Origin of the sequence: Nocardia takedensis NBRC 100417 (genome assembly GCF_000308695.1) — a bacterium.
Classification (GTDB): domain Bacteria; phylum Actinomycetota; class Actinomycetes; order Mycobacteriales; family Mycobacteriaceae; genus Nocardia; species Nocardia takedensis.
The window spans coordinates 87,215-106,615 of record NZ_BAGG01000124.1 but is presented as its reverse complement, the minus strand read 5'-3'; the positions used below and the strand labels follow the sequence as shown (position 1 = coordinate 106,615).

At 67.4% G+C, this 19,401-nt stretch carries 19 protein-coding genes; 11 read left to right on the top strand and 8 right to left on the bottom strand.

All coding sequences use genetic code 11. The features are described from left to right. Positions 1–175: 175 nt before the first annotated feature. Together lppU and ON30_RS27415 are read left to right on the top strand one after the other, a co-directional pair. Entirely contained in the window at positions 176–805 is a 630-nt protein-coding gene (lppU, locus tag ON30_RS27420; protein WP_040711619.1) for an LppU family putative lipoprotein, read from the top strand. A gap of 143 nt (positions 806–948) precedes the next feature. Beyond that, on the top strand, positions 949–2,436 hold the full coding sequence (locus ON30_RS27415) for an MFS transporter (protein WP_040711617.1): 1,488 nt from the start codon (positions 949–951) through the stop codon (positions 2,434–2,436). A gap of 89 nt (positions 2,437–2,525) precedes the next feature. Here ON30_RS27415 and ON30_RS27410 read toward each other — a convergent pair whose 3' ends face one another. Continuing rightward, positions 2,526–3,191, bottom strand: coding sequence for a chymotrypsin family serine protease (locus tag ON30_RS27410; RefSeq protein ID WP_051030046.1), 666 nt, complete (start codon positions 3,189–3,191; stop codon positions 2,526–2,528). 512 nt (positions 3,192–3,703) lie between these two features. On the opposite strand from ON30_RS27410, the gene ON30_RS27405 reads away from it, so the two are divergent. From ON30_RS27405 to ON30_RS27365, 9 genes are all read left to right on the top strand, one after another. Beyond that, positions 3,704–4,558: an MlaE family ABC transporter permease gene (locus ON30_RS27405; protein WP_040711615.1), complete on the top strand. Its 855-nt coding sequence runs from the start codon at positions 3,704–3,706 to the stop codon at positions 4,556–4,558. Between the two features lie 3 nt (positions 4,559–4,561). Further along, a complete protein-coding gene (locus ON30_RS27400) occupies positions 4,562–5,425 on the top strand; it encodes an ABC transporter permease (RefSeq protein WP_040711613.1) in 864 nt (287 codons plus the stop codon). Positions 5,426–5,428: 3 nt separating this feature from the next. Continuing rightward, a complete protein-coding gene (locus ON30_RS27395) occupies positions 5,429–6,910 on the top strand; it encodes an MCE family protein (RefSeq protein ID WP_040711611.1) in 1,482 nt (493 codons plus the stop codon). Continuing rightward, positions 6,907–7,932 carry an MCE family protein gene (locus ON30_RS27390; protein WP_040711609.1) on the top strand — a complete coding sequence of 342 codons (1,026 nt, stop codon included), beginning with the start codon at positions 6,907–6,909 and terminating at the stop codon, positions 7,930–7,932. The genes ON30_RS27395 and ON30_RS27390 overlap by 4 nt, the downstream gene beginning before the upstream one ends. Next, entirely contained in the window at positions 7,932–8,927 is a 996-nt protein-coding gene (locus ON30_RS27385; protein ID WP_040711730.1) for an MCE family protein, read from the top strand. Before ON30_RS27390 ends, ON30_RS27385 begins: the two co-directional genes overlap by 1 nt. A gap of 2 nt (positions 8,928–8,929) precedes the next feature. Next, on the top strand, positions 8,930–10,033 hold the full coding sequence (locus ON30_RS27380; RefSeq protein WP_373282638.1) for an MCE family protein: 1,104 nt from the start codon (positions 8,930–8,932) through the stop codon (positions 10,031–10,033). Beyond that, positions 10,030–11,130: an MCE family protein gene (locus ON30_RS27375; protein ID WP_051030045.1), complete on the top strand. Its 1,101-nt coding sequence runs from the start codon at positions 10,030–10,032 to the stop codon at positions 11,128–11,130. The genes ON30_RS27380 and ON30_RS27375 overlap by 4 nt, the downstream gene beginning before the upstream one ends. After that, complete coding sequence (locus tag ON30_RS27370; protein ID WP_040711604.1) at positions 11,127–12,305, top strand: MlaD family protein; 1,179 nt, start codon at positions 11,127–11,129, stop codon at positions 12,303–12,305. The genes ON30_RS27375 and ON30_RS27370 overlap by 4 nt, the downstream gene beginning before the upstream one ends. A gap of 129 nt (positions 12,306–12,434) precedes the next feature. Beyond that, entirely contained in the window at positions 12,435–13,205 is a 771-nt protein-coding gene (locus tag ON30_RS27365; RefSeq protein WP_051030044.1) for a hypothetical protein, read from the top strand. A gap of 84 nt (positions 13,206–13,289) precedes the next feature. On the opposite strand, the gene ON30_RS27360 is transcribed toward ON30_RS27365, so the two are convergent. From ON30_RS27360 to ON30_RS40215, 7 genes are all read right to left on the bottom strand, one after another. Beyond that, positions 13,290–13,895 (bottom strand): ribonuclease H family protein, encoded by a 606-nt coding sequence (locus ON30_RS27360; protein WP_040711602.1) that lies wholly within the window; start codon positions 13,893–13,895, stop codon positions 13,290–13,292. A gap of 10 nt (positions 13,896–13,905) precedes the next feature. After that, positions 13,906–14,376 carry an SRPBCC family protein gene (locus ON30_RS27355; RefSeq protein ID WP_040711600.1) on the bottom strand — a complete coding sequence of 157 codons (471 nt, stop codon included), beginning with the start codon at positions 14,374–14,376 and terminating at the stop codon, positions 13,906–13,908. Between the two features lie 130 nt (positions 14,377–14,506). Continuing rightward, positions 14,507–15,685 carry an L-2-hydroxyglutarate dehydrogenase gene (lhgD, locus tag ON30_RS27350; RefSeq protein WP_040711596.1) on the bottom strand — a complete coding sequence of 393 codons (1,179 nt, stop codon included), beginning with the start codon at positions 15,683–15,685 and terminating at the stop codon, positions 14,507–14,509. Between the two features lie 29 nt (positions 15,686–15,714). Then, a complete protein-coding gene (locus tag ON30_RS27345) occupies positions 15,715–16,401 on the bottom strand; it encodes a hypothetical protein (protein ID WP_157183849.1) in 687 nt (228 codons plus the stop codon). A 317-nt stretch (positions 16,402–16,718) separates the two neighbouring features. After that, positions 16,719–17,510: a TIGR03084 family metal-binding protein gene (locus ON30_RS27340; protein ID WP_040711593.1), complete on the bottom strand. Its 792-nt coding sequence runs from the start codon at positions 17,508–17,510 to the stop codon at positions 16,719–16,721. A 112-nt stretch (positions 17,511–17,622) separates the two neighbouring features. After that, positions 17,623–18,978: a DUF445 domain-containing protein gene (locus ON30_RS27335; RefSeq protein WP_040711591.1), complete on the bottom strand. Its 1,356-nt coding sequence runs from the start codon at positions 18,976–18,978 to the stop codon at positions 17,623–17,625. 164 nt (positions 18,979–19,142) lie between these two features. Further along, a complete protein-coding gene (locus ON30_RS40215; protein WP_169334953.1) occupies positions 19,143–19,319 on the bottom strand; it encodes a hypothetical protein in 177 nt (58 codons plus the stop codon). Positions 19,320–19,401 lie beyond the last annotated feature (82 nt).

Below are 19,401 nucleotides of genomic sequence, written 5' to 3'. Positions count from 1 at the left end.
GCGGATGCCGCCCGCGCCGGCGCGCACCCCTGCTCCCCGGTTCCGCCCGCCGAGTCGACGGCCGTGTTAACGATGGTGTATGCATTGCGTGATATCGCAAGCAAGGTATAGGTCAACTTCGGATTCTCACGGGGGTGTTTGAGTTCGGAGCGTTGCAGCTCGGGAGGACTGTTTCGTGTCTCGTCACCAACTCTTCGGTCGTGTCGCCCTCGTCGTGGGTGCGGCGGCCGCCACACTCGCACTCGTGGTCGGCTGTAGCGCGACCATCGACGGCACCGCGCAACCGGCCCTGGAGAACGGGACCATCGACGCGGTGACCACCAGCACTCCGAAGACGCCGCCGCGTCCGTCCTCGGGCAGGCCCACCACCACCCGCCCGACCACGACCACGCGCGGGGGCAACACCGACTTCCAGGCCAGCGTGGGCGACTGCGTCACCCTCGGCGGCACCACCAACGACGCCACCATCACCAAGGCGTCCTGCGGCTCGCGCGCCTCCAACTACAAGGTCATCGGCAAGGCCACCACCAGCACCGGGTGTGTCGGCGACCGCGACAACTACTACGCCGAAACCCTCAACGGCGTCGAACAGGGCGCGCTGTGCCTGGACATCGACTGGGTGGTCGGCGGCTGCATGGACGTCGGCGGCGACGACCCCAAGCGCATCGACTGCTCCGAGCGCGGCGTCCAGACGATCCGGGTGACCAACATCGCGCAGGGCACCTCCGATCCCGGCTCGTGCGGCAGCGGCACCGGGTTCACCTACGAAGAGCGCCAGTTCGTCGTCTGCGTCGAGGAACTCTGAGTCTCCGGCAACTCCGAGCGTCGCGGGAGCCCTGAACGCCCGGGAACCCTGAACGCCCGGGAGCCCGAGCCTCGCGCAACCGTGAACGGCCGGACTCGTCCGTTCACCCGACCGGACTCCGGGGGCACCGCTAGTTTGGAGCGGTGCCCCCGGAGTCGCCTCGGCTAGGTTCGGCGGCCGGTCGCTGGATCCTGCTGGCCACGATCCTCGGATCGTCGGTGGCCTCGCTGGACGCGACCGTCGTCAATATCGCGCTGCCCCGGATCGGCGAATCGCTCGACACCGACGTCGCCGGTCTCCAGTGGACCCTCAACGGCTACACCCTGACGCTGGCCTCGTTCATCCTGCTCGGCGGCTCGCTGGGCGACAAACTCGGACGGCGCAAGGTCTTCGTCTGGGGCGCGGTCGGCTTCGGTATCGCCTCGGTGCTGTGCGGGTTCGCGGTCAACATCGAGATGTTGGTGGCCGCGCGCATCCTCCAGGGCATCGCGGGCGCGCTGCTCACCCCGGGCAGTCTGGCGCTGATCTCCTCGTCCCTCGATGAGCGCGACCGGGGGGCGGCCATCGGTCTGTGGTCCGGTTTCGGCGGTGTGGCGGGAGCGCTGGGGCCCTTCCTGGGCGGGTGGCTGATCGAGGTCGCGGGCTGGCAGGCGGTCTTCTTCGTCAACGTCCCGCTCATCGTGATCGTCGTCGTGGTCGCGATGCGGCACGTGCCAGACAGCCGCGACCCCGACGCCCCCACCCGCCTCGACATCCCCGGCGCGCTGGTGGTCGCGCTCGCCCTCGGCGCGCTGACCTTCGGTGCGATCGAGGTGTCCTGGCCGCTGCTCGGCCTCGGCGCCGCGCTGCTGGCGGTCTTCGTCGCGATCGAGATGCGCAGTGACCACCCGTTGGTGCCGCCGTCGCTGTTCGCGGGCACGCTCTCGGGCGCACCCGGCACCGGCGGCCGGGTGTTCACGGTGGCGAACCTGGTCACCCTCGCCGTCTACGCGGCCCTGGGCGGGGTGTTCTTCCTGCTCGTGCTGGAACTGCAACTGGTCGCCGGCTATTCGCCGCTGCTCTCGGGCGCGGCGACCGTGCCGATCACCCTGATCATGCTGGCGCTGTCCGCGCCCGCGGGACGATGGGCGCAGCGGCACGGTCCGCGGCTACCGCTGACTTTTGGTCCGCTGCTGGCCGCGGCGGGTCTGCTGCTCCTGCTGCGGATCGGCCCCGACAGCGGCTACCTCGTCGACGTCCTCCCGGGCGTGCTGGTCTTCGGCCTCGGCCTGGCCGTGCTGGTCGCCCCGCTGACGGGTGCGGTGCTGGGCGCGGTCCCGGCGACGGAGGCGGGCATCGCCTCGGGTGTCAACAACGCCGTCGCCCGGACGGCGCAGTTGCTCGCCGTCGCGGCGCTGCCGGGGTTGGCCGGACTCTCCGGCGCGCTCGATGATCCCGACGCTTTCGACGCCGGATTCGGAACGGCGATGCTGATCTGCGTGGGCCTGCTGCTCGTCGGATCGGCGGTGGCGGTGACCTTGCTCCGCCCGCCGAAGCGCGCACCGCGCCTGGACGAAGTGGACTGCCTGCCCCAATGCGGCGTCGCCGCGCCCGCCCTCGCTCCCCGGACCGAGCGGACCCGAGCGGGCTGAAGTCCGACCGAAACGACACCGGGCGGGCGCGTGGTGCGCCCGCCCGGTGGGGGTTCGTGCCGTCGAGGACCCCGACGTGTGCGGTGGAACTAGATGGGCCGGAAGCCCGCCCCGATTCCGCCGCGCGCGTTGATGTCGCCGACGATGGTACTCATGTTGGTGCCGACCTCGGGTCCGAAGCAGGCGACCGCCAGGTAGGCGTTGACCATGCCGACCAGCGTGTTGCCGACGACGACCGGCGCGCCGGAGTCACCTTCGACGACGCACATCTGGCTCCAGGTCTCGATGTTGGTGCCGAAGACGTCGCCCCAGGAGATGCCGCAGGTGTTGCCGGTGGTGCGGCCTTCCTTGCAGACGATCATCGGGAAGGCGGCCGGGCCGCCGACGCCGGTGATGGTGACGTTGCCGACCCGGTTGACCGGCGTGATCGCACCCTGGTCGAACTGGATGATCGCGTAGTCGAGGTCGGAGTTGGAGTAGACGAATCGCCCGATCTGCCCGGCGTCGCGATCGGACTCGGCCCAGACCTGCGCGCCCGCGTCGCCGCAGTGTCCCGCGGTGAGTCCGACCAGTCTGCCCGCGCCGTCGTAGCCGACGGTTGTGACCGTGCATTCGTACTGGTTGTCGATGATGATGCCGGAACCACCGCCGATCACCGGCGGACCCGCGGCGTCCGCGGTGCCGGCACCGAGCAGTGCCGCGCCGAGGGCTACGGCGAAGACGGCGTGCACCGTCTTGGCGATTGTGCTGAACATGTCCCTCCAGGTGTCGGAAATCCGCACGATATCAATCTGTCGCACCCATCGTGTCAGTATTCGGTCTCGGGCGCGTCTCGGGTCCTCGACCCGCACCCGCTCCAGGTTTCGGACAACTGATATAGCGTGTCTCAATTTTCGGAGATAGCGAACTCCTATTACAGACCTCACCCGAAACGCTCGAGTTTGTGTTTGAGGGACAACGGAGCTTGATCCGATTGTGACCGGAAAACAGAAGATATTTAGATGAATGAATTCCGAGTTATTGACTCGAGAATGCCTCTCCGACCCCCTCGTCAGGGCTGTGAGCTGTAACTTGTTCCAGAGAAACCGACCGGGAATTTGGTGTTCGCACCAAAATGGGTACCGTATGTCGCGACCATTACGACGTAGTGACACTTGTCTATGACTGCAATCACACAGGGATGCTGTGTTCTGGCTTACTACGTAGTAAGGTGCGTCAAGCAAACAAGTCGTCGGGGCAGCCAACCGGCGTCGAGAGGGGTTAGCCAGTGCAGTCGACCAAGAGTCCACCCACAGGGTCACGGATAGGTGATGCGGTCGATTGGACGAGGGCGTATTGGGAGGACCACCCCAAACGCTCGCTGGAGACCTTCGGCAGGCAGATCACCATGGGGATCGCCGCGGTGGCCGAGTTGTTCGTCTCGATCTTCCGCAAGCGGTTCCCCTTCGCCGAGTTCATCCGGCAGTGCGCGTTCATGGCCAACGTCGCCGCGGCTCCCACCCTGCTCGTGGCCATTCCGATCGGTGTGATCGTCTCGATCCAGGTCGGCGCGGTCGCCGGTCAGGTCGGCGCCACCTCGTTCATCGGCGCGGCCAACGGCCTCGGCATCATCCAACAGGGCGCACCCCTGGTCACCTCGCTCATGATCGCGGGCGCGGTCGGATCGGCCATCTGCGCCGACCTCGGTTCGCGCACCATCCGCGAAGAGATCGACGCCATGAAGGTCATGGGCGTCGACCCGCTGCGCCGCCTGGTCGCCCCTCGACTCGGCGCCGCTATGTTGGTCAGCGTTCTGCTCTGCGGCTTCGTCGTCTTCGTCGGCTTCCTGACCGGCTACGTGTTCAACATCTTCGCCCAGGGCGGTACCCCGGGCTCCTACATCGGCACGTTCTCGTCCTTCGCGGTCACCCGCGACCTGTTCGTGGCTCTGGTGAAATCGGTGATCTTCGGTCTGCTGGCCGCCATCATCGCCTGCGATACGGGCCTCAACACCCGTGGCGGTCCCGGCGGCGTCGCCAACTCGGTGAACTCGGCCGTGGTGGCCTCGGTGGTGATGCTGTTCGGCGTGAACCTGATCATCACCCAGGTCTACAACGCACTCTTCCCCCCACAGGTGGTCTGACCGGTGTCGTCAACCTATGTACCGCCGCTGCTTCGGCCTCTCAAGGCTCTCCGGCGCGGCGCGAACGCTCCCGTGGACATGCTGGCCCGCCTCGGCCACCAGGTCTTCTTCTTCCTGCGCTCGCTCGGCTCGATCCCGATCGCGCTCAAGCACTACCCGAAGGAAGTGTGGCGTCTGCTCTCCGACGTCACCTGGGGCAACGGCAATCTGATCGTCGGCGGCGGCACCATCGGCGTCGTCATCATCCTGAGCGCCTTCGGCGGCATGACCGTCGGCATCCAGGGCCACACCTCGCTCAACCTGCTCGGTCTGAGCCCGATCACGGGCGCGATCTCGGCCTTCGCCACCACCCGCGAACTCGGTCCGCTGCTCGCGGCACTCGCCTTCGCGGCCCAGGCCGGTTGTCGATTCACCGCTCAACTCGGCGCGATGCGCATCTCCGAGGAGATCGACGCGCTCGAGTCGATCGCCATCCGACCGCTGCCCTACCTGGTCAGCACCCGGATCTTCGCGGCGATCATCGCGATCATCCCGCTCTACTGCGTCGGTCTGGCGCTGGCCTACATCTCCTGCTCGGTCACCGTCCAGTTGATCGGCGGCACCGCCAGCGGCACCTACCAGCACTACTTCTACCAATTCCTGATCCCGACCGACGTGATCTACTCGCTGCTCAAGGCCATTCTCTTCGTCGCGATCACGACGTTCATCCAGTGCTACTACGGCTTCTTCGCCTCGGGCGGTCCCGAGGGCGTCGGTGTCGCGGCCGGGCGGGCGATCAAGATGTGCATCATCCTGGTCGTCTTCGCCGATCTGTTCATGACGTTGGCGATCTGGGGAGTCGACCCAGGCATCCGGATCTCGGGGTAAAGCATGATTCTCGATCCGAGTGGGCGCGGGCCCACCATGCGGCAGTTGCTGATAGCGGGCGTGAGCGGACTCGTGGTGCTCACGCTGATCTTCGGCTTCCTCTATGCGCGCTACCAGGGCTATTTCGTTCCCAAGGTCCGGGTGACGGCCGAGCTGTCCACCACCGGTGACGGCCTGCCCTCCGACGCGGACGTGAAGTTCCGCGGTGTGCTGGTCGGCGCGGTCGACGACGTGCAGGTCGCCGAGCGCGGCGAACTCCAGAAGGTGAACATCGAGCTGAAGCCCGAGTTCGCCGGCGGCATCCCGTCGAACGTGACCGCCAGGGTGGTGCCGAGCAACCTGTTCGCCGTCACCTCGGTCGAGTTGGTGTTCAACGGTCCCTCCGATCAGTTCCTCTCCGAGGGCGCGATCATCGAGGAGGACCGCAGTCAGGGCACCATCGCGTTGCAGGACACGCTGACCGCGGTGCGCAACGTCTTCGACAAGATCGACCCGATCCAGCTCGGCCGGGTGCTGGGCACCCTGTCGCAGGCATTGGACGGCAGCGGCCGGATGCCCGGTTCGACCGTCGAACGTCTGGATCGCTGGCTGCTGGCCGTCGACCAGTCCATCCCGGATCTGGGCGTGTTCCTTGGCGACATGTCCGCCTCGGTGGGCGCGCTGGAACAGTCCGCGCCGGAACTGCTCGACGTGCTCGGCTCCTCCGTGCAGACCGCGCGGACCATCGCCGACCGGCGCGCGCAACTGGTGCAGCTGATCACCGGCGCGAGCGACACCGTGGACACGGTCAACAACCTGTTCGCCCGCAACCCCGATCTGGGCAAGCAGGTCACCGCGGGCACCAGCGACACCTTCGGCGCGCTGGCGGCCGACCCGAACGCCGTCACCCAGGCGATCGTCAACCTGGGCAATTCGGTGACGAAGCTGAACACGGTCTTCACCTGGGGTCCGCAGAAGCAGATGGTGTGGAACCTGGGCATCACGTTCACTCCGTACCAGCCGAACACCGCCGCGGACTGCCCGCGCTACGGCGAACTCGCCGGGCCGAGCTGCTTCACCGCGCCGACGGAGGTGGAGGTGCCGCCGCTGCCCGCGAACCTGCGGCCGACACGCCTGGCCGCCTCCGACGGCCTGCCCCCGCTGATCCCGATCCCGGGTCTGCCGGTGCTGCCCGGTCTGACGACCACCGCGGTGCCGCTGCCCGAGGGCGACACGCCGAAGCCGTTCGCCGGCACCCCGCTGGAGGGACTGTTCCCGCAGCTGCCGCCGATCTTCGGCATCCCGGGCATCACCCCGGCGCCCGCCGCGAACCCCGCGCCCGCCGAACCGCAGACCCGGCCCGCGGCCGCGCCGATCTCCTACAGTGGCGACGACGCCATCGCGCAGGTGCTCGGACGTAAGCCGACGGCCACCGAATATCTGCTGTTGGGCGCGATCCTGAGGAACGGAACCGTGCAAGTGAGCGACTCCGGAGGCGGCCGATGAGTATCCGCAAACCACTCATCGGCTTCACCATCTTCGCGCTGATCTCGGTCCTGGTGACCGTGGTCGTGTGGAACACCCTGGCGCGCATCGTCGCCGGGGACACCAACACCTACTCGGCCACCTTCAGCGACGTGCTGGGCCTGCGCGAGGGCGACGACGTCCGGATGGCGGGCGTGCGTGTCGGCAAGGTCGAGAAGATCGAGCTCGACGGCCGCAACGACGCCAAGGTGACCTTCATCGTGCAGCGCGACCAGACGCTCTACGACGACACCAAAGCGCTGGTCCGCTACCAGAACCTGATCGGCCAGCGCTACATCGCGCTGGCCCCGGGTCAGGCGGCCAGTCCGGCCGCGCTGCGCGACAACGCCAGCATCCCGCTGGAGCGCACCGAACCGTCCTTCGACGTCTCGGCCCTGCTCAACGGCTTCCAGCCGCTGTTCCAGGTGTTGCAGCCCGAACAGGTCAACCGCCTGTCGGAGACCTTCATCCAGGCGTTGCAGGGTGACGGAGTGTCGCTGAGCGCGTTCATCACCCAGGCCGCGACGCTGGCCTCGGACTTCCAGCGCCGCGACGCGATCCTGACCGATGTGATCACCAACCTGTCCGGCGTCATGGCGGGGTTGGCGAAACGAGGTGACGAGTTGGAGACGCTGATCACCCAGACCAGGTCCTTGATCGGCGGACTGTACGAGCAGGGCCAGTCCTTGCAGCAGTCGACGGTGCAGATCGCCTCGGCGACCACGTCGATGGTCGACATGATCGGCAAGATCCAGCCGAAGTTGCAGACCGCCCAGAACTCGACGAGCGCGGCGCTGACGCTGCTCATCGCGACAGGCGCGCAACTGGATCAGGCCGCGGTCGACCTGCCGGGTGTGCTGGCCAACGCGGGCCGGTTCACCTCCGAGGGCAGCTACGCCAACGCCTACCTGTGCAGTCTGGACATCTCGCTGTACGGGGTCCTGTTCCCGCGCGGTCTGGTGTCCCAGATCGGCGGCAACTCGCATTCGGCGGTGTGCCGCTGATGACGACGCTCAAGCAGAGGTTCGAGTCGAACAAGTACTTCTGGCTCGGTGTGCTCGGCACCGTCCTGATCGTGGTCATGCTGGTCGTCTCCAGCGTGTTCCGGTTGATCGGCGTCGGTGACCAGTCGGTGAAGGCCGAATTCGTGCAGGCCGCGGGCATCAAGGTCGGTGACAAGGTGAACGTGGCGGGCGTCTCGGTCGGCACGGTCTCCGGCGCCGAACTCGAGGGCACGCACGTGCTGTTGACGCTCAACGTCGACCGCGGCGTCAACCTCGGTCCGGACGCGAAGGCCTCGATCAAGATGGCGACGCTGCTCGGCGCGCGCTACGTCGATCTGGAACCCGGCGACGGGTCCGGGCTGAAGGACAAGCGGATCCCGGTGTCCAACACCACGGTCCCCTACAACCTGGCCGACGTGGTGCAGATCGGCACCCCGAAGTTCGAGGCGCTCGACACCGACAAGCTGGCCGAATCGCTGAACCTGGTCAACACCCAGCTCGGGGATTCCCCGCAGTTGGTCGCGCAGGCGCTCGACAGCGTCGGCGCGCTGGCCAAGGTGATGGACGCCCGCAAGACCGAGGTCGACCAGCTGCTCAAGGATCTGGACAAGGTCACCCAACTGCTGGCCGACAACCGCAACAGCGTGCTGCTGATCATCACCCAGGGCGACGCCATCGCCAACCGGGTCATGGAACGGCAGGAACTGCTGCGCCAACTGCTCGACGGCGTCTCGACGCTGACCAGGCAGTTGCAGGAGATCGGCGCGCAGAACGACGCCAAACTCGGCCCGACGCTCGACCAGCTCAACACGATGGCCGAGGGCTTGCAGAAGAACAAGGAGAACCTCGACCGACTGCTGTCGATCGCCCCGGTGTCGGTGCGCTACCTGGCCAACGCCTGGGGCAACGGCAACTACGCCGAGGTCGGTCTGCCGTGGTTGTTCCCCGACAACTGGTTGTGCTTCGCCGATGTCATCGAGGGGTGCCAGGGATGAGTATGTGGAATCGCGTGAACTACAAGGCCCTGCGGCGATCGTTGTTCATCGGCGCGACCGCGCTGGCGGTCGGCAGTTGCTCACTGCTGCCGAGTTCGGTCAACGACGCGCTCGGCAACACGATGCGCGTCACCGCCGACTTCGAGAACATCGCGGGCATGTTCGAGGGCAACCCGATCACCGTCCTGGGCCTCGAGGTGGGCAAGGTCGACAAGATCGTGCCCAAGGGCACTTTCATCGAGGTCCACATGTCGATCGACGGCGATGTGAAGATCCCGAAAGACGCCGTCGCCGCGATCGTGTCCCCGTCGATCGTCACCGACCGCCACATCGAACTCACCCCGGTCTACAGCCAGGGCGAGACGCTGTCCGACGGTGAGCACCTGCCGTTGGCGCGGACCAGGACTCCCGTCGAACTGGACACGATGATCAAGACCATCGACCAGTTCGCCGCGGCGCTGAAACCGCAGCCCGGTCAGGAAGGGCTCGGCCCGCTCTCGGGCCGGGTGCTCTACCCGATGCTCGACGGGCAGGGCGAGAAGATGCGCGACACGCTCACCGCGCTGTCCGGCGCGTTGAAGGTCGGCGTCGACAACAAGGACGCGATCTCCAACATCATCATCAAGCTCAACGAGCTGACCACGATGCTGGCCGAGAACGACCAGTCCGTCCGCGATTTCAGCAGCGGCATCACCCAGATGACCGGACTGCTCGCCGAACAGGCCCCCGGCTTGCAGGCCACCCTGCAACAGATGTCGGACTTCCTGGCCAACACCAGTTCGGTCTTCTCCGAGAACCAGGAACAGTTGCAGGGCACCCTGACCGGTCTGACCAACGTGACCAACCAGTTGCGGCAGAACGCCTACGGGCTCACCGAGATCGTCGACGTCGCGCCGATGCTGTTGCAGAGCATCGACGGCTCGATGAACCGCGAACAGGGCTTCGTCCGACTGCACGGCATCATCGGCACGGCCCTGGACGGCGAACTCGTCAGCCTGTTCTGCGAGCGGATCCAGATGCGCGCCGACGGCTGCCGCACCGGCAACATCCAGGACTTCGGTCCGGACTACGGTCTGACCGCCGCACTGCTGGGACTGACGAAATGACCGGACGAATGATGCGGGCGCGCCGAATGGTCGTCGCCCTGGCCGCGGTCGCCGCCGTCGGCGTCAGCTCGGGTTGCGGGTTGAGCGTGGAATCGCTGCCGCTGCCCAAACCGGGCCAATCCGGGGAGACCTACACGCTGCACGCGGTGTTCGAGAACGCGCTGAACCTGCCCGATCAGGCGAAGGTGAAGATCGGCGGTTCCGATGTCGGTGTCGTCACCGGCATCAAGACCAAGAACTTCCAGGCCGTGGTCGACATGTCGATCAGCGCCGAGATCGAACTGCCCGAGGGCAGTACGGCCGAACTGCGCCAGGCCACCCCGCTCGGCGACGTCTTCATCGCGATCTCCCGGCCCAAGGTCGAAGGCGGCGCCGACCTGATGGCCGACGGCGACACCTTCACCCTGGACCAGACCTCCGCGGGCGCGTCGGTCGAGGAACTGCTCGTCTCGGTGTCGATGCTGTTCAACGGCGGCGGTATCGCCAGCCTCACCCGGCTGACCTCCGAACTGGACTCCATCATCGGCGGGCGCGGTGACCAACTCGCCCATCTGATCACCGAGATGACCGGCGTGGTCGGCAGTCTCAACCAGAACTCCGCCCAGATCGACAGCGTGCTCGCCAACTTCGGCGCGCTGTCCACCACGATCGAGTCGCGGCGCAACGAACTCGGCGAAGTCGCCGACACGCTGCCGCAGATGATCGGCGCCGTGGCCGAGAACAACAAGGCGCTGGGCGAACTGCTCGAGAAGGTGTCGGTCACCAGCGCGGCGCTCGGCGACTACGCGAACACGTCCTCCGATCAGCTCTCCAGTCTGCTCACCAACCTGAGCAGCCTGATGGACGCGCTCGCCGCCACCGGCGACCGATTCGGCTACGCCCTGGACAAACTGCACGAACTGCGGCCCAAGGTCGACGCCAGCTTCCGCGGCCGCAGCCTCGCGGTCGGCGGCACACTGACCAGCTTCGACGTCGGCCTCATCACCGACCCGGCCAACAGCAAGTTCCCGGACCTGGTCGACCTCAACGACTTCGTCGGCAGCTTCATCCAGGTGCTGCAGGTCGTCCAGGGCCGCGTGCAGGGAGGCCAGCGATGAGCCGCACGGCGAAACTGTTCCGCAGCAAGATCTTCTGGTCCAACGTCGGACTGGTCCTGGTACTCGCGGTCGGCGCGACCTACCTGCTGGTCAATGTCATGCGCGTGAATCCGTTGCAGGGCAGCTACACCGTGAAGGTCGACCTCGACCGTTCCGGCGGCCTGCAACCGGGCAACGACGTCACCCTGCGCGGCTTCCGCATCGGCAAGGTCACCTCCATCGAGTTGACCGACCGCGGCCAGTCCATCTCCGCCTCCGCCGAGATCGAGGACAAGTACTCGATTCCCGTCGACTCCAGCATCTCGGTGCAGGCGCTCTCGGGGGCTGGTGAGCAGTACATCGACTTCCGGCCCGCCACCGACGCCGGACCGTACCTGCGTGACGGGGCGGTCATCCGCTTCGACCCGGACAAGACCAAGACCCCGGTCCCGATCTGGTCGGTGCTCGACAACTCCAGCGCCCTGTTGGCCCAGGTCGATCCGGACAAGTTCAGCGTCATCCTGTCCGAACTCGACATCGCGCTCAGCGGCGGACCGGATCAGTTGCGCGGCATCGTCAACGGCGTCAGCCTCGCGGCGGCCGGCCTGGACTCGTTGCTGCCGCAGACCACGAACCTGATCTCGAACCTGCGCACCATCGCGGAGACCACCTCCAACGCGCAACCGGACCTGGGCATCCTGACCCGCAACTCCGGTGTGCTGTTCGAGCAGTTCAACAACGCCGACGCCGAACTGCGCCAGTTGCTGGACCAGTCGCCCGAGCAGTTCGCCCGCCTGGGCGCGGTGCTCGAGGAGACCTCCGATCCGATGACCAGCCTGATCCAGAACTTCGCCGCGATCACCAAGGCCGCGCAGTTGCGTCTGCCCGCGCTGCGCGCGCTGTTCCCGGCCCTCGAGGTCGGCCTGGACGCGGTGGGCGTGCCCGCGCACGACAACGAATTCCACACGATCGTCGACATCTGGCCCCGGCCCACCTGCCAGTACCAGAGCCCCGAGATCCGCAACGAAGTCGTCCAGGACGGCACGCTGCCCAAGTGGAATTACTGTGTGAACCCGCCGCCGGGTCAGCAGATCCGCGGCGCCGCGAACGCGCCGCGACCCGACGTGCCGAACAACGGCGCGCAGATGCCGCCGGGTGTCGATCCGAACGAACGGACCCTCCCCCCGGTGCGATGAGGATCACCCCGGCCCGAGGGCATGCCCGCGGGCCGGGGCATACTCGCAGACAGACCGATACGACCGGCTCGTTTCGGCTGGTCAGACCGATCGGTGCGTCCGCGCGCCGGGAAAGTGCAGGATTTATAGATGTCCACCGATGACTCCGGTACCGCGAAGGACGCCGAGAAGACCGAGGCCGTTGACGATGCCGCGAAGCCGGGGGACTCGGCCGCCGAAGCCGCGAAGACGCAACCGACGCCGAGCCTGAGCAAAGAACCGGCGAACGAGCAACCCACCGCACCCGCGGGGCCGAAGTCGGCCACCGTGCCGATCGTCGCCGCGTTCGTCGCGGGCATCCTGCTGGTCGCGGCCGTCACCGCCGTGGTGGTGTTCTACTTGCAGGCCGACAAGCGCGGCGAGGAGTTGTCCGCGGTGGACGAGGCCACGCACGCGGCCTGCGTCTTCGGGCGCAACGTGTCCACCTACGACTTCAACAACAACCTCCAGGGCTACTTCGACACCGTGAAGACGGGGGCGACCGGCGATTTCCTCAAGGAGTTCGGCGACGCCCAGGGCGCGCTCAGCGACGCCATGGTCAAGGCCCAGGTGAAGTCCTGGGTCGACGACGCGCAGTGCGGTTTCCAGTCCGGCGACACCGAGCAGGCCAAGGTCCTGGTGACGTTGACGCAGTACCGCACCAACTTCACCCAGGGCAATCCCGAGCGCCAGTACGTCGTGGTGGTCGCGGACATGCGCAACGAGGACGGCCGCTGGAAGGTGGCCAAGCTCGACTCCCCGATGCTCAAGGGCGCCGGGACCGGGCTGCCGGGCGGTGCGGCCGCGCCGGGCGGACAGGGCCAGACCCAGCCGCCCGCCTCCGCGCCCGCGCCCGCGCCCGCGCCCGCGCCGGGCAACTGAGTTCCCCGAGCGCCTCCGGCGGTGGGATGTGGTTCACCACCGCCGGAGGTCTTCGGGCGGAGCGCCTCGCGGTCGCGTCGACCCTCAGAACAACGTCAACGTCTGAGGAGTCGCGGGCGCGACCGCCTTCCCCGAGGCCCGCGGCCCGGTGGTCTGCGACGGCGTGATCTGCTGCGGAGCGATGATCGGCTCGTCCACGATGACGGCCGGGAGGGTGACGGCCGGGAGTTCGACGGTGGGCACCTCGCCGACCGCCACGGCGGCCGCGATCTCGCGGGCGGCCTGCCCGGCGAGCGCGTCGGCCTGCTCGTTGAAGTAGTTGCCGACGTGCCCGCGCACCCAGCGGAACCGGACCGGGCCGGGACGACCCGAGATGGCGCGGTCGATCTGTCGGACGAGGTCGACGTTCTTGACCGGCGCTCCGGTGGAGGTGCGCCAGCCGTTCATCCGCCAGCCCGAGACCCATTCGGAGGAGCATTTGATCGCGTACAGCGAATCGCTCTCGATCAGCAGCGGCTCCGGACCGGGGTGGGCCAGGATCGCCTCGAGGATCGCGCGTAGTTCGGCGACCTGATTGGTGCCGGTGGGCGCGCCGCCGTGGCCGGAGCCGCCCTCATGGTTGACCCACGCCCAGCCGATGGCTCCCCCGGGGTTGCGGAGGCAGGATCCGTCGGTGCTCACGATGATCATGGAAGGCACCCTACGCAATCCGTCCGACAAGATCGGTCCCGTGGAATTGCTCGATCTCCCTGCGCAATTGCGACTCCGTTCGCCTCAGTGCCTGTCTGACCGCCGAATCGAGCAGACCGTTGCACAGCCTGCCGAGTAACCCGTGCGGCGCGGTGTATTCGGCCTCGGAGGTGAGGACCGAACGACCGTAGCCGAGCGGGTCGAAGCGCAGGGTCAGCGTGCCCGAGAGCCGCCCGCGCAGTGTGTAGCCGATGACCACGTTGCGCCGGTACTCGGTGATCTCGCAGACCGTGGTGGGATGCCACAGCGCGACGTGGGCGGTGGTCGCGTAGACCGCGCCGAGTCCCTGGTCGAGTTCGCCCGCGGGTTCGAATGCGGCGACGCCGAACATCCAGTCGGGGACGAGCAGGTGATTGTCGGTGTAGCCGAAGGCCACTTCGACCGGTGCGCCGACATCACTGGCGTATCTGATGTGACTCATCGGCCCTCCGTCGCGTGTTCCACGGCCGAAATCAAAAGTACTACAGCGCTCCTCTTTATTCGAGGGGTCTGCGCCGAATTCGGTGCGACGGAGTTTCAGATTGCGACCGGGCGGTTGCTTGGTATACGGATTACAGCGAATCGACCAGGTATTCCGCGATCGGCACCGCCGAAGTCGCCGCGGGCGAGGGCGCGTTGAGCACGTGCACCGACCGTGGGGTCCGCTCGATGAGGAAATCGTGGACGAGGGTGCCGTCACGCAACACCGCCTGCGCGCGGATGCCCGCCTCGCGCGGCAGCAGATCGGCCATCGTCAGTTCCGGGCAGTAGCGACGGCACTCCGCCAGATAGCCCCGCTTGAACAGGGAATTGCGCAATTCCCGTGCGCCCGTGCGCAGATGGGCGCGCGCCACCCGGTGCAGACCCGGGAAACCGAGCGCGTCGCGGGCGTCGCGCAGGTCGAGGCTGCCCTTGCGGTAGCCCTCCCGCGACAGCCCCAGCACGGCATTCGGCCCCACGGTCAGCGCGCCGTCGATGGTCGGACTCAGATGGACACCCAGGAACGGCAGCGTCGGATCGGGCACCGGATAGATCAGCGTGCGCACCAGACCCGCGCGCTCCGGCGGCAATTGGTAGTACTCGCCGCGGAACGGCACGATCCGGAAATCGGTGTCGATCCCCGCCAGCGCCGCGAGTCGATCGGCCTGCAACCCCGCGCACACCACCAGCGTGCGCGCTGTCCAGGAACCCGACGGGCCTGACGCCGTCACCGAATCCGCGGTCTCGGTCAACTCCGTGATCTCCGCGTCCAGCACGATCCGGCCGCCCTCGGCGACGACCTGCGCCGCCAACGCGGCGGTGACGGCGGTGTAGTCGATGATCCCGGTCCCCGGCACGAACAGCGCGCCGACCCCCGCCACTCGCGGTTCGCGTCGCCGCAGTTCGGCCGCGTCGAGCAGTTCCACCTCCACGCCGTTGGTGATCGACCGATCGTAGAGGTCCAGCATCCGACGGTGCTCGACGGAATCGGTGGCTACCAGCAGCTTTCCGCACACCTCGAACGGAATCCCCTGCGCCGCCGCGAATTCCTTGGTCCAGCGGGCGCCCGCCGCGCACAGCCGCGCCTTGAGACTGCCGGGCGCGTAATAGATCCCGGAATGGATGACCCCGCTGTTGTGGCCGGTCTGATGGGCGGCCAACGCGCTCGCCTTCTCCACCAGCACGACCTGCGCGCCGGGATGACGACGCAGCAGCGTCCGAGCAGTCGCCACACCGACGATGCCGCCGCCGATCACGCAGAAGTCGTACACGCGGCAACCCTAGTGGGGACGCGCGAGGCTCACCCGAGGCGGGCGGACCGGACCACCCCGGCCTGCTCGATCTCGGCCCGACCCGCGCGCGGCCCGTCGCTCGGCGCGGGCGCGGGCGTGCGGTCGATCCGCAGATCGTGATCGCCGTGCACCGGATCGGTCACCGCGACCGTCACCGCGCCGCGACGGGTGTCGACCTCGGTGACCACCCGCGTCACGCCGGTCGTCGATTCCGCCGTCAACCCGGCGAACAGGTTGGTGTCGAGGGTGACCGTCACCGCGTCGCGTTCGGACGGGGTGACCGTGGCGTCGACGTAGGCGTCACCGAGACCGAATCGGGTGGCGGGCCCCGTCGGGTCCGCGGGATCGGGCGACACGACCTCGACGCTCGGCGGCCGCTCGGCGGCGTCGGGGCGAAGTTCCGGGGCCTCGGCCAACTCGGGCGCGTTCGGGGCCGTCACCGCGCCCAGTCGGGCGCCGCGAAAAGCCGCCTGCGGGAAGACCGGAGCGGCGGGGGCGCGCGGTGTGACGCGCGGACCCTCCTCGACCGCCGCGGGCTGCCGCACAGGTTCACCGATTGCGGGCACGCCGCGCTGGGTATCCGCCATTTCGTGAACGATGTAGGCCCCCGCCGCGACCGTCAGGCTGAGGCTGGCGGCGCCGGCCACCACGATCGTCGCGTGGCGCGCGTACTGAACAGAGCGGTGTGCGGTCACGATGCGTTCCTTCCCCGTCGCCGTTGTCTCCGGACATTCGGCGGCCCGCACCATTGAAAGCCATACAGGTGTCCAGACTACGTGCGTAGTCCGGAACGTGCCCCACCGTTTGAGCAGAATCACAGGCGGTGGAGTACCGAGATGTTTCCCGCGGCTGACGATCGGGTAAATCCCGGGTAGTCGGCGAGCGGCACTCTCGACTGCCATTCACCAGACACCCGGCCAACGGCGTCCGGCCGTCGACACGTACGGCGCACCCAAGTGTGGCGCTCGCCGGCTCCGAAACCAGCCCTGACCCCGCGCTGAAGCCCGGTCGCTCAGGCGAACTGACCCGCGGTCCGTCCCGCTCCGGACGGCCCCGCGAACGCCTGCGCGATGGTCAGCCAGCGCTGCGCGTCCGCGCCCGTCGCCCGCACCGCCAGATCCTCCGGATGCCTGCGCTGGGTCACCAGCAGGCAGAAATCCAGAGCCGGACCGGTCACTCGCTGCTCGGCGTCCTCCGGACCCCAGGTCCAGAGAGTGCCGTCCGGAGCGGTCAACTCCACCCGGAACTGCTCGGCGGGCGCGGTCAGACCGCGCACCGCGTACGCGAAATCGCGTGTGCGCACCCCGATGTGGGCGATATTGCGCAGGCGGGCCGTGGGTTCGCGATCCGCGCCGAGGGCGTCGGCGACATCCTGCCCGTGCGCCCAGGTCTCCATGATGCGCGCGGTGACCATCGACGCCGGATTCATCGGCGGACCGAACCACGGCAGTTTGACGCCCGCCGGAACGGCGCGCAGGGCGTCGGCCAACGCGGTGCGGCCGACGCGCCAGCGGGCCAGCAGTTCGTCGGCGGGCAGCGCGGCGGCGGTCGCGGCGGCTTCGTCGACGAAGGTCAGCGCGCGCGGGCCCGCCTCGGCGAGCAGGGCGTGGAAGTGTTCGGCGTCGGTGGCGGCCAGCGTCGCGATCTCGTCGGTCCAGGTCAGATGCCCGATCTGGTGGGCGACGTCCCAGCCCGGCGCGGGCGTCGGGGTATGCCAGCCTCGGTCGTCCAGCGGGGCGACAATCGTCTCCAGGGCGGCGCATTCACCGGCGAAATCGTCCAGCAGCGCCTCGAGGTCGGCCATCGGGTTCCCTTATCGTCGCGGGACGCGCCGTCTAGTGCGCGCGGACCCAGCATCGCACCGACCGCCAGAAAAATGCAAGCACGCCCGCTTGTTTTGGCTGCGGTGGTTCCGATCACCAACCGAAGATCAGCAGATGCGCCGCGCCCACCACCAAGCCCAACGCCGCGCCGTGCAGATACAACAGCCACGCGTCCTGCTCCACCGAGGCGTAGAACATCTCCATGAACTCCCCCGGACTCAACTGCTGGAGTTTGCGCGCCGCGAAATCATCGATCTTCGTCGCCTGCTCGCGGGCGAACTCCTCATCCTGGATCATCGTCGGCGCCAGACCCACCGCCGCACCCGCCGCGCCCACCTTCAGATTGTCGAACTGCCGCTTGCCGAACGCCGCCCGCACCACCGGCGTGGTCCGCCCGAGCTGCCGGTGGATCTCGTCGGAGACCAGTCGCTCGATCAACTGCCGGGTCTTGTCGCCGTTCGGACCCTCCAGCAACTCCGCCGACAGATTCGGCAACGTCAACACCTGGTAGGCGAGGATATGGGCCAGATCGAGCGCCGCCTGCGGTTGCCGCTTGGCCAGCAACGCCTGCTTCCACACGTATCTGTAGCGCGGCTGCGGATCACCCGGCTCGAACACCATCTTCACCGCGATCATGTTCACGATCACGCCGATCGCCGCCGCGCTCGCCAACACGATCACCCACGACGGCAGCCACCCGATGACCGGAATGCTGTGATGCACATGCAGATACAACGCCATCACCAGACCGAACGGCGCGCCCAGCAACCCGATCCTGACCATGAACTTCAATTCCGGCGCCGCGATCGTCGTCGTCAGATCCTTGAGAATGTAGGGATTCTCGCGCAGATACCGGATCACGAAACTCTTGATATCGATCAGCTGATCGATATTGTCGCCCAACGTCGCGAACGCGCGCCGCGTCAACGCGGGCAATTCCCGCTCCACCCGCTGGTAGACGACCTGCTTCACCTGTTTCGGCACCGGCCGCCACAATTCCGGATTCTCGCGGTACATGATCTCGTCGACGATCGACTCGAGCTCTTTGCGCGCCAACGCCGCGATGTAGTCGGCGACACCGTCCAGATCGAGTTCGTGGATGAAATCGCGAGGACTGCCGATCCGCATCAACGCCTTGTCGACACAGATACTGGCCATCTTCTCCGCGCGCGCCGGAATGAAACCCTGAAAGCCGAGTTGCCTGCCGTCACCCGAGAACGTCGGCAGCACCTGCACCCGGCGCGGGTAATACGGATACAGCACCGCCAACCCCGGAACGGTCACGCCACGGAACCGCACCGGCCAGAACAGCATCAGCACGCCGGTCCAGTTCGTCAGCCATCCCGCCAGCGCGCTGAAGATCGGGAACGTGATCAGATCGACCACGAACTTCGACTGCCCCGTCAACTCCTCCCAATCGATGAACACGCCCGAGGCGAGTGTCGACATCGCGGGATCCCCCCTCATGCGGCCGTCCGAGATAGCAGGGCCCCAACCGTCTCATCAGGTCGATATAAGTGTCAACGCGAGTCCCACGCGCCTCCGCGGCCTCACTCCCCACACCCCTCCCCCGCGCGTCACCGACCGGCAACGCGCCCACATCCCCACCACGCCTACTGGTGCCCCGGCGGATACTCCGAGAAGAACTGCTGCAGGATCGGCGTCGCCAGATCCAGCCCCCACTTCGTGATCCCCAACGTCGCGTTCCCGAGATTGATGACCACGAATCCGAGCAGATCCCGATTCTGTTCGGCCAGGTCCCGAAGGGGTTCGATGTAATCGCTGAACATAGGCCCGATCCTTCGTCCGAGGTAACCGGACCTAGCAGCCTGCCACACCCCCACCCCCCACCCGCCCCGAACCAGGACACGA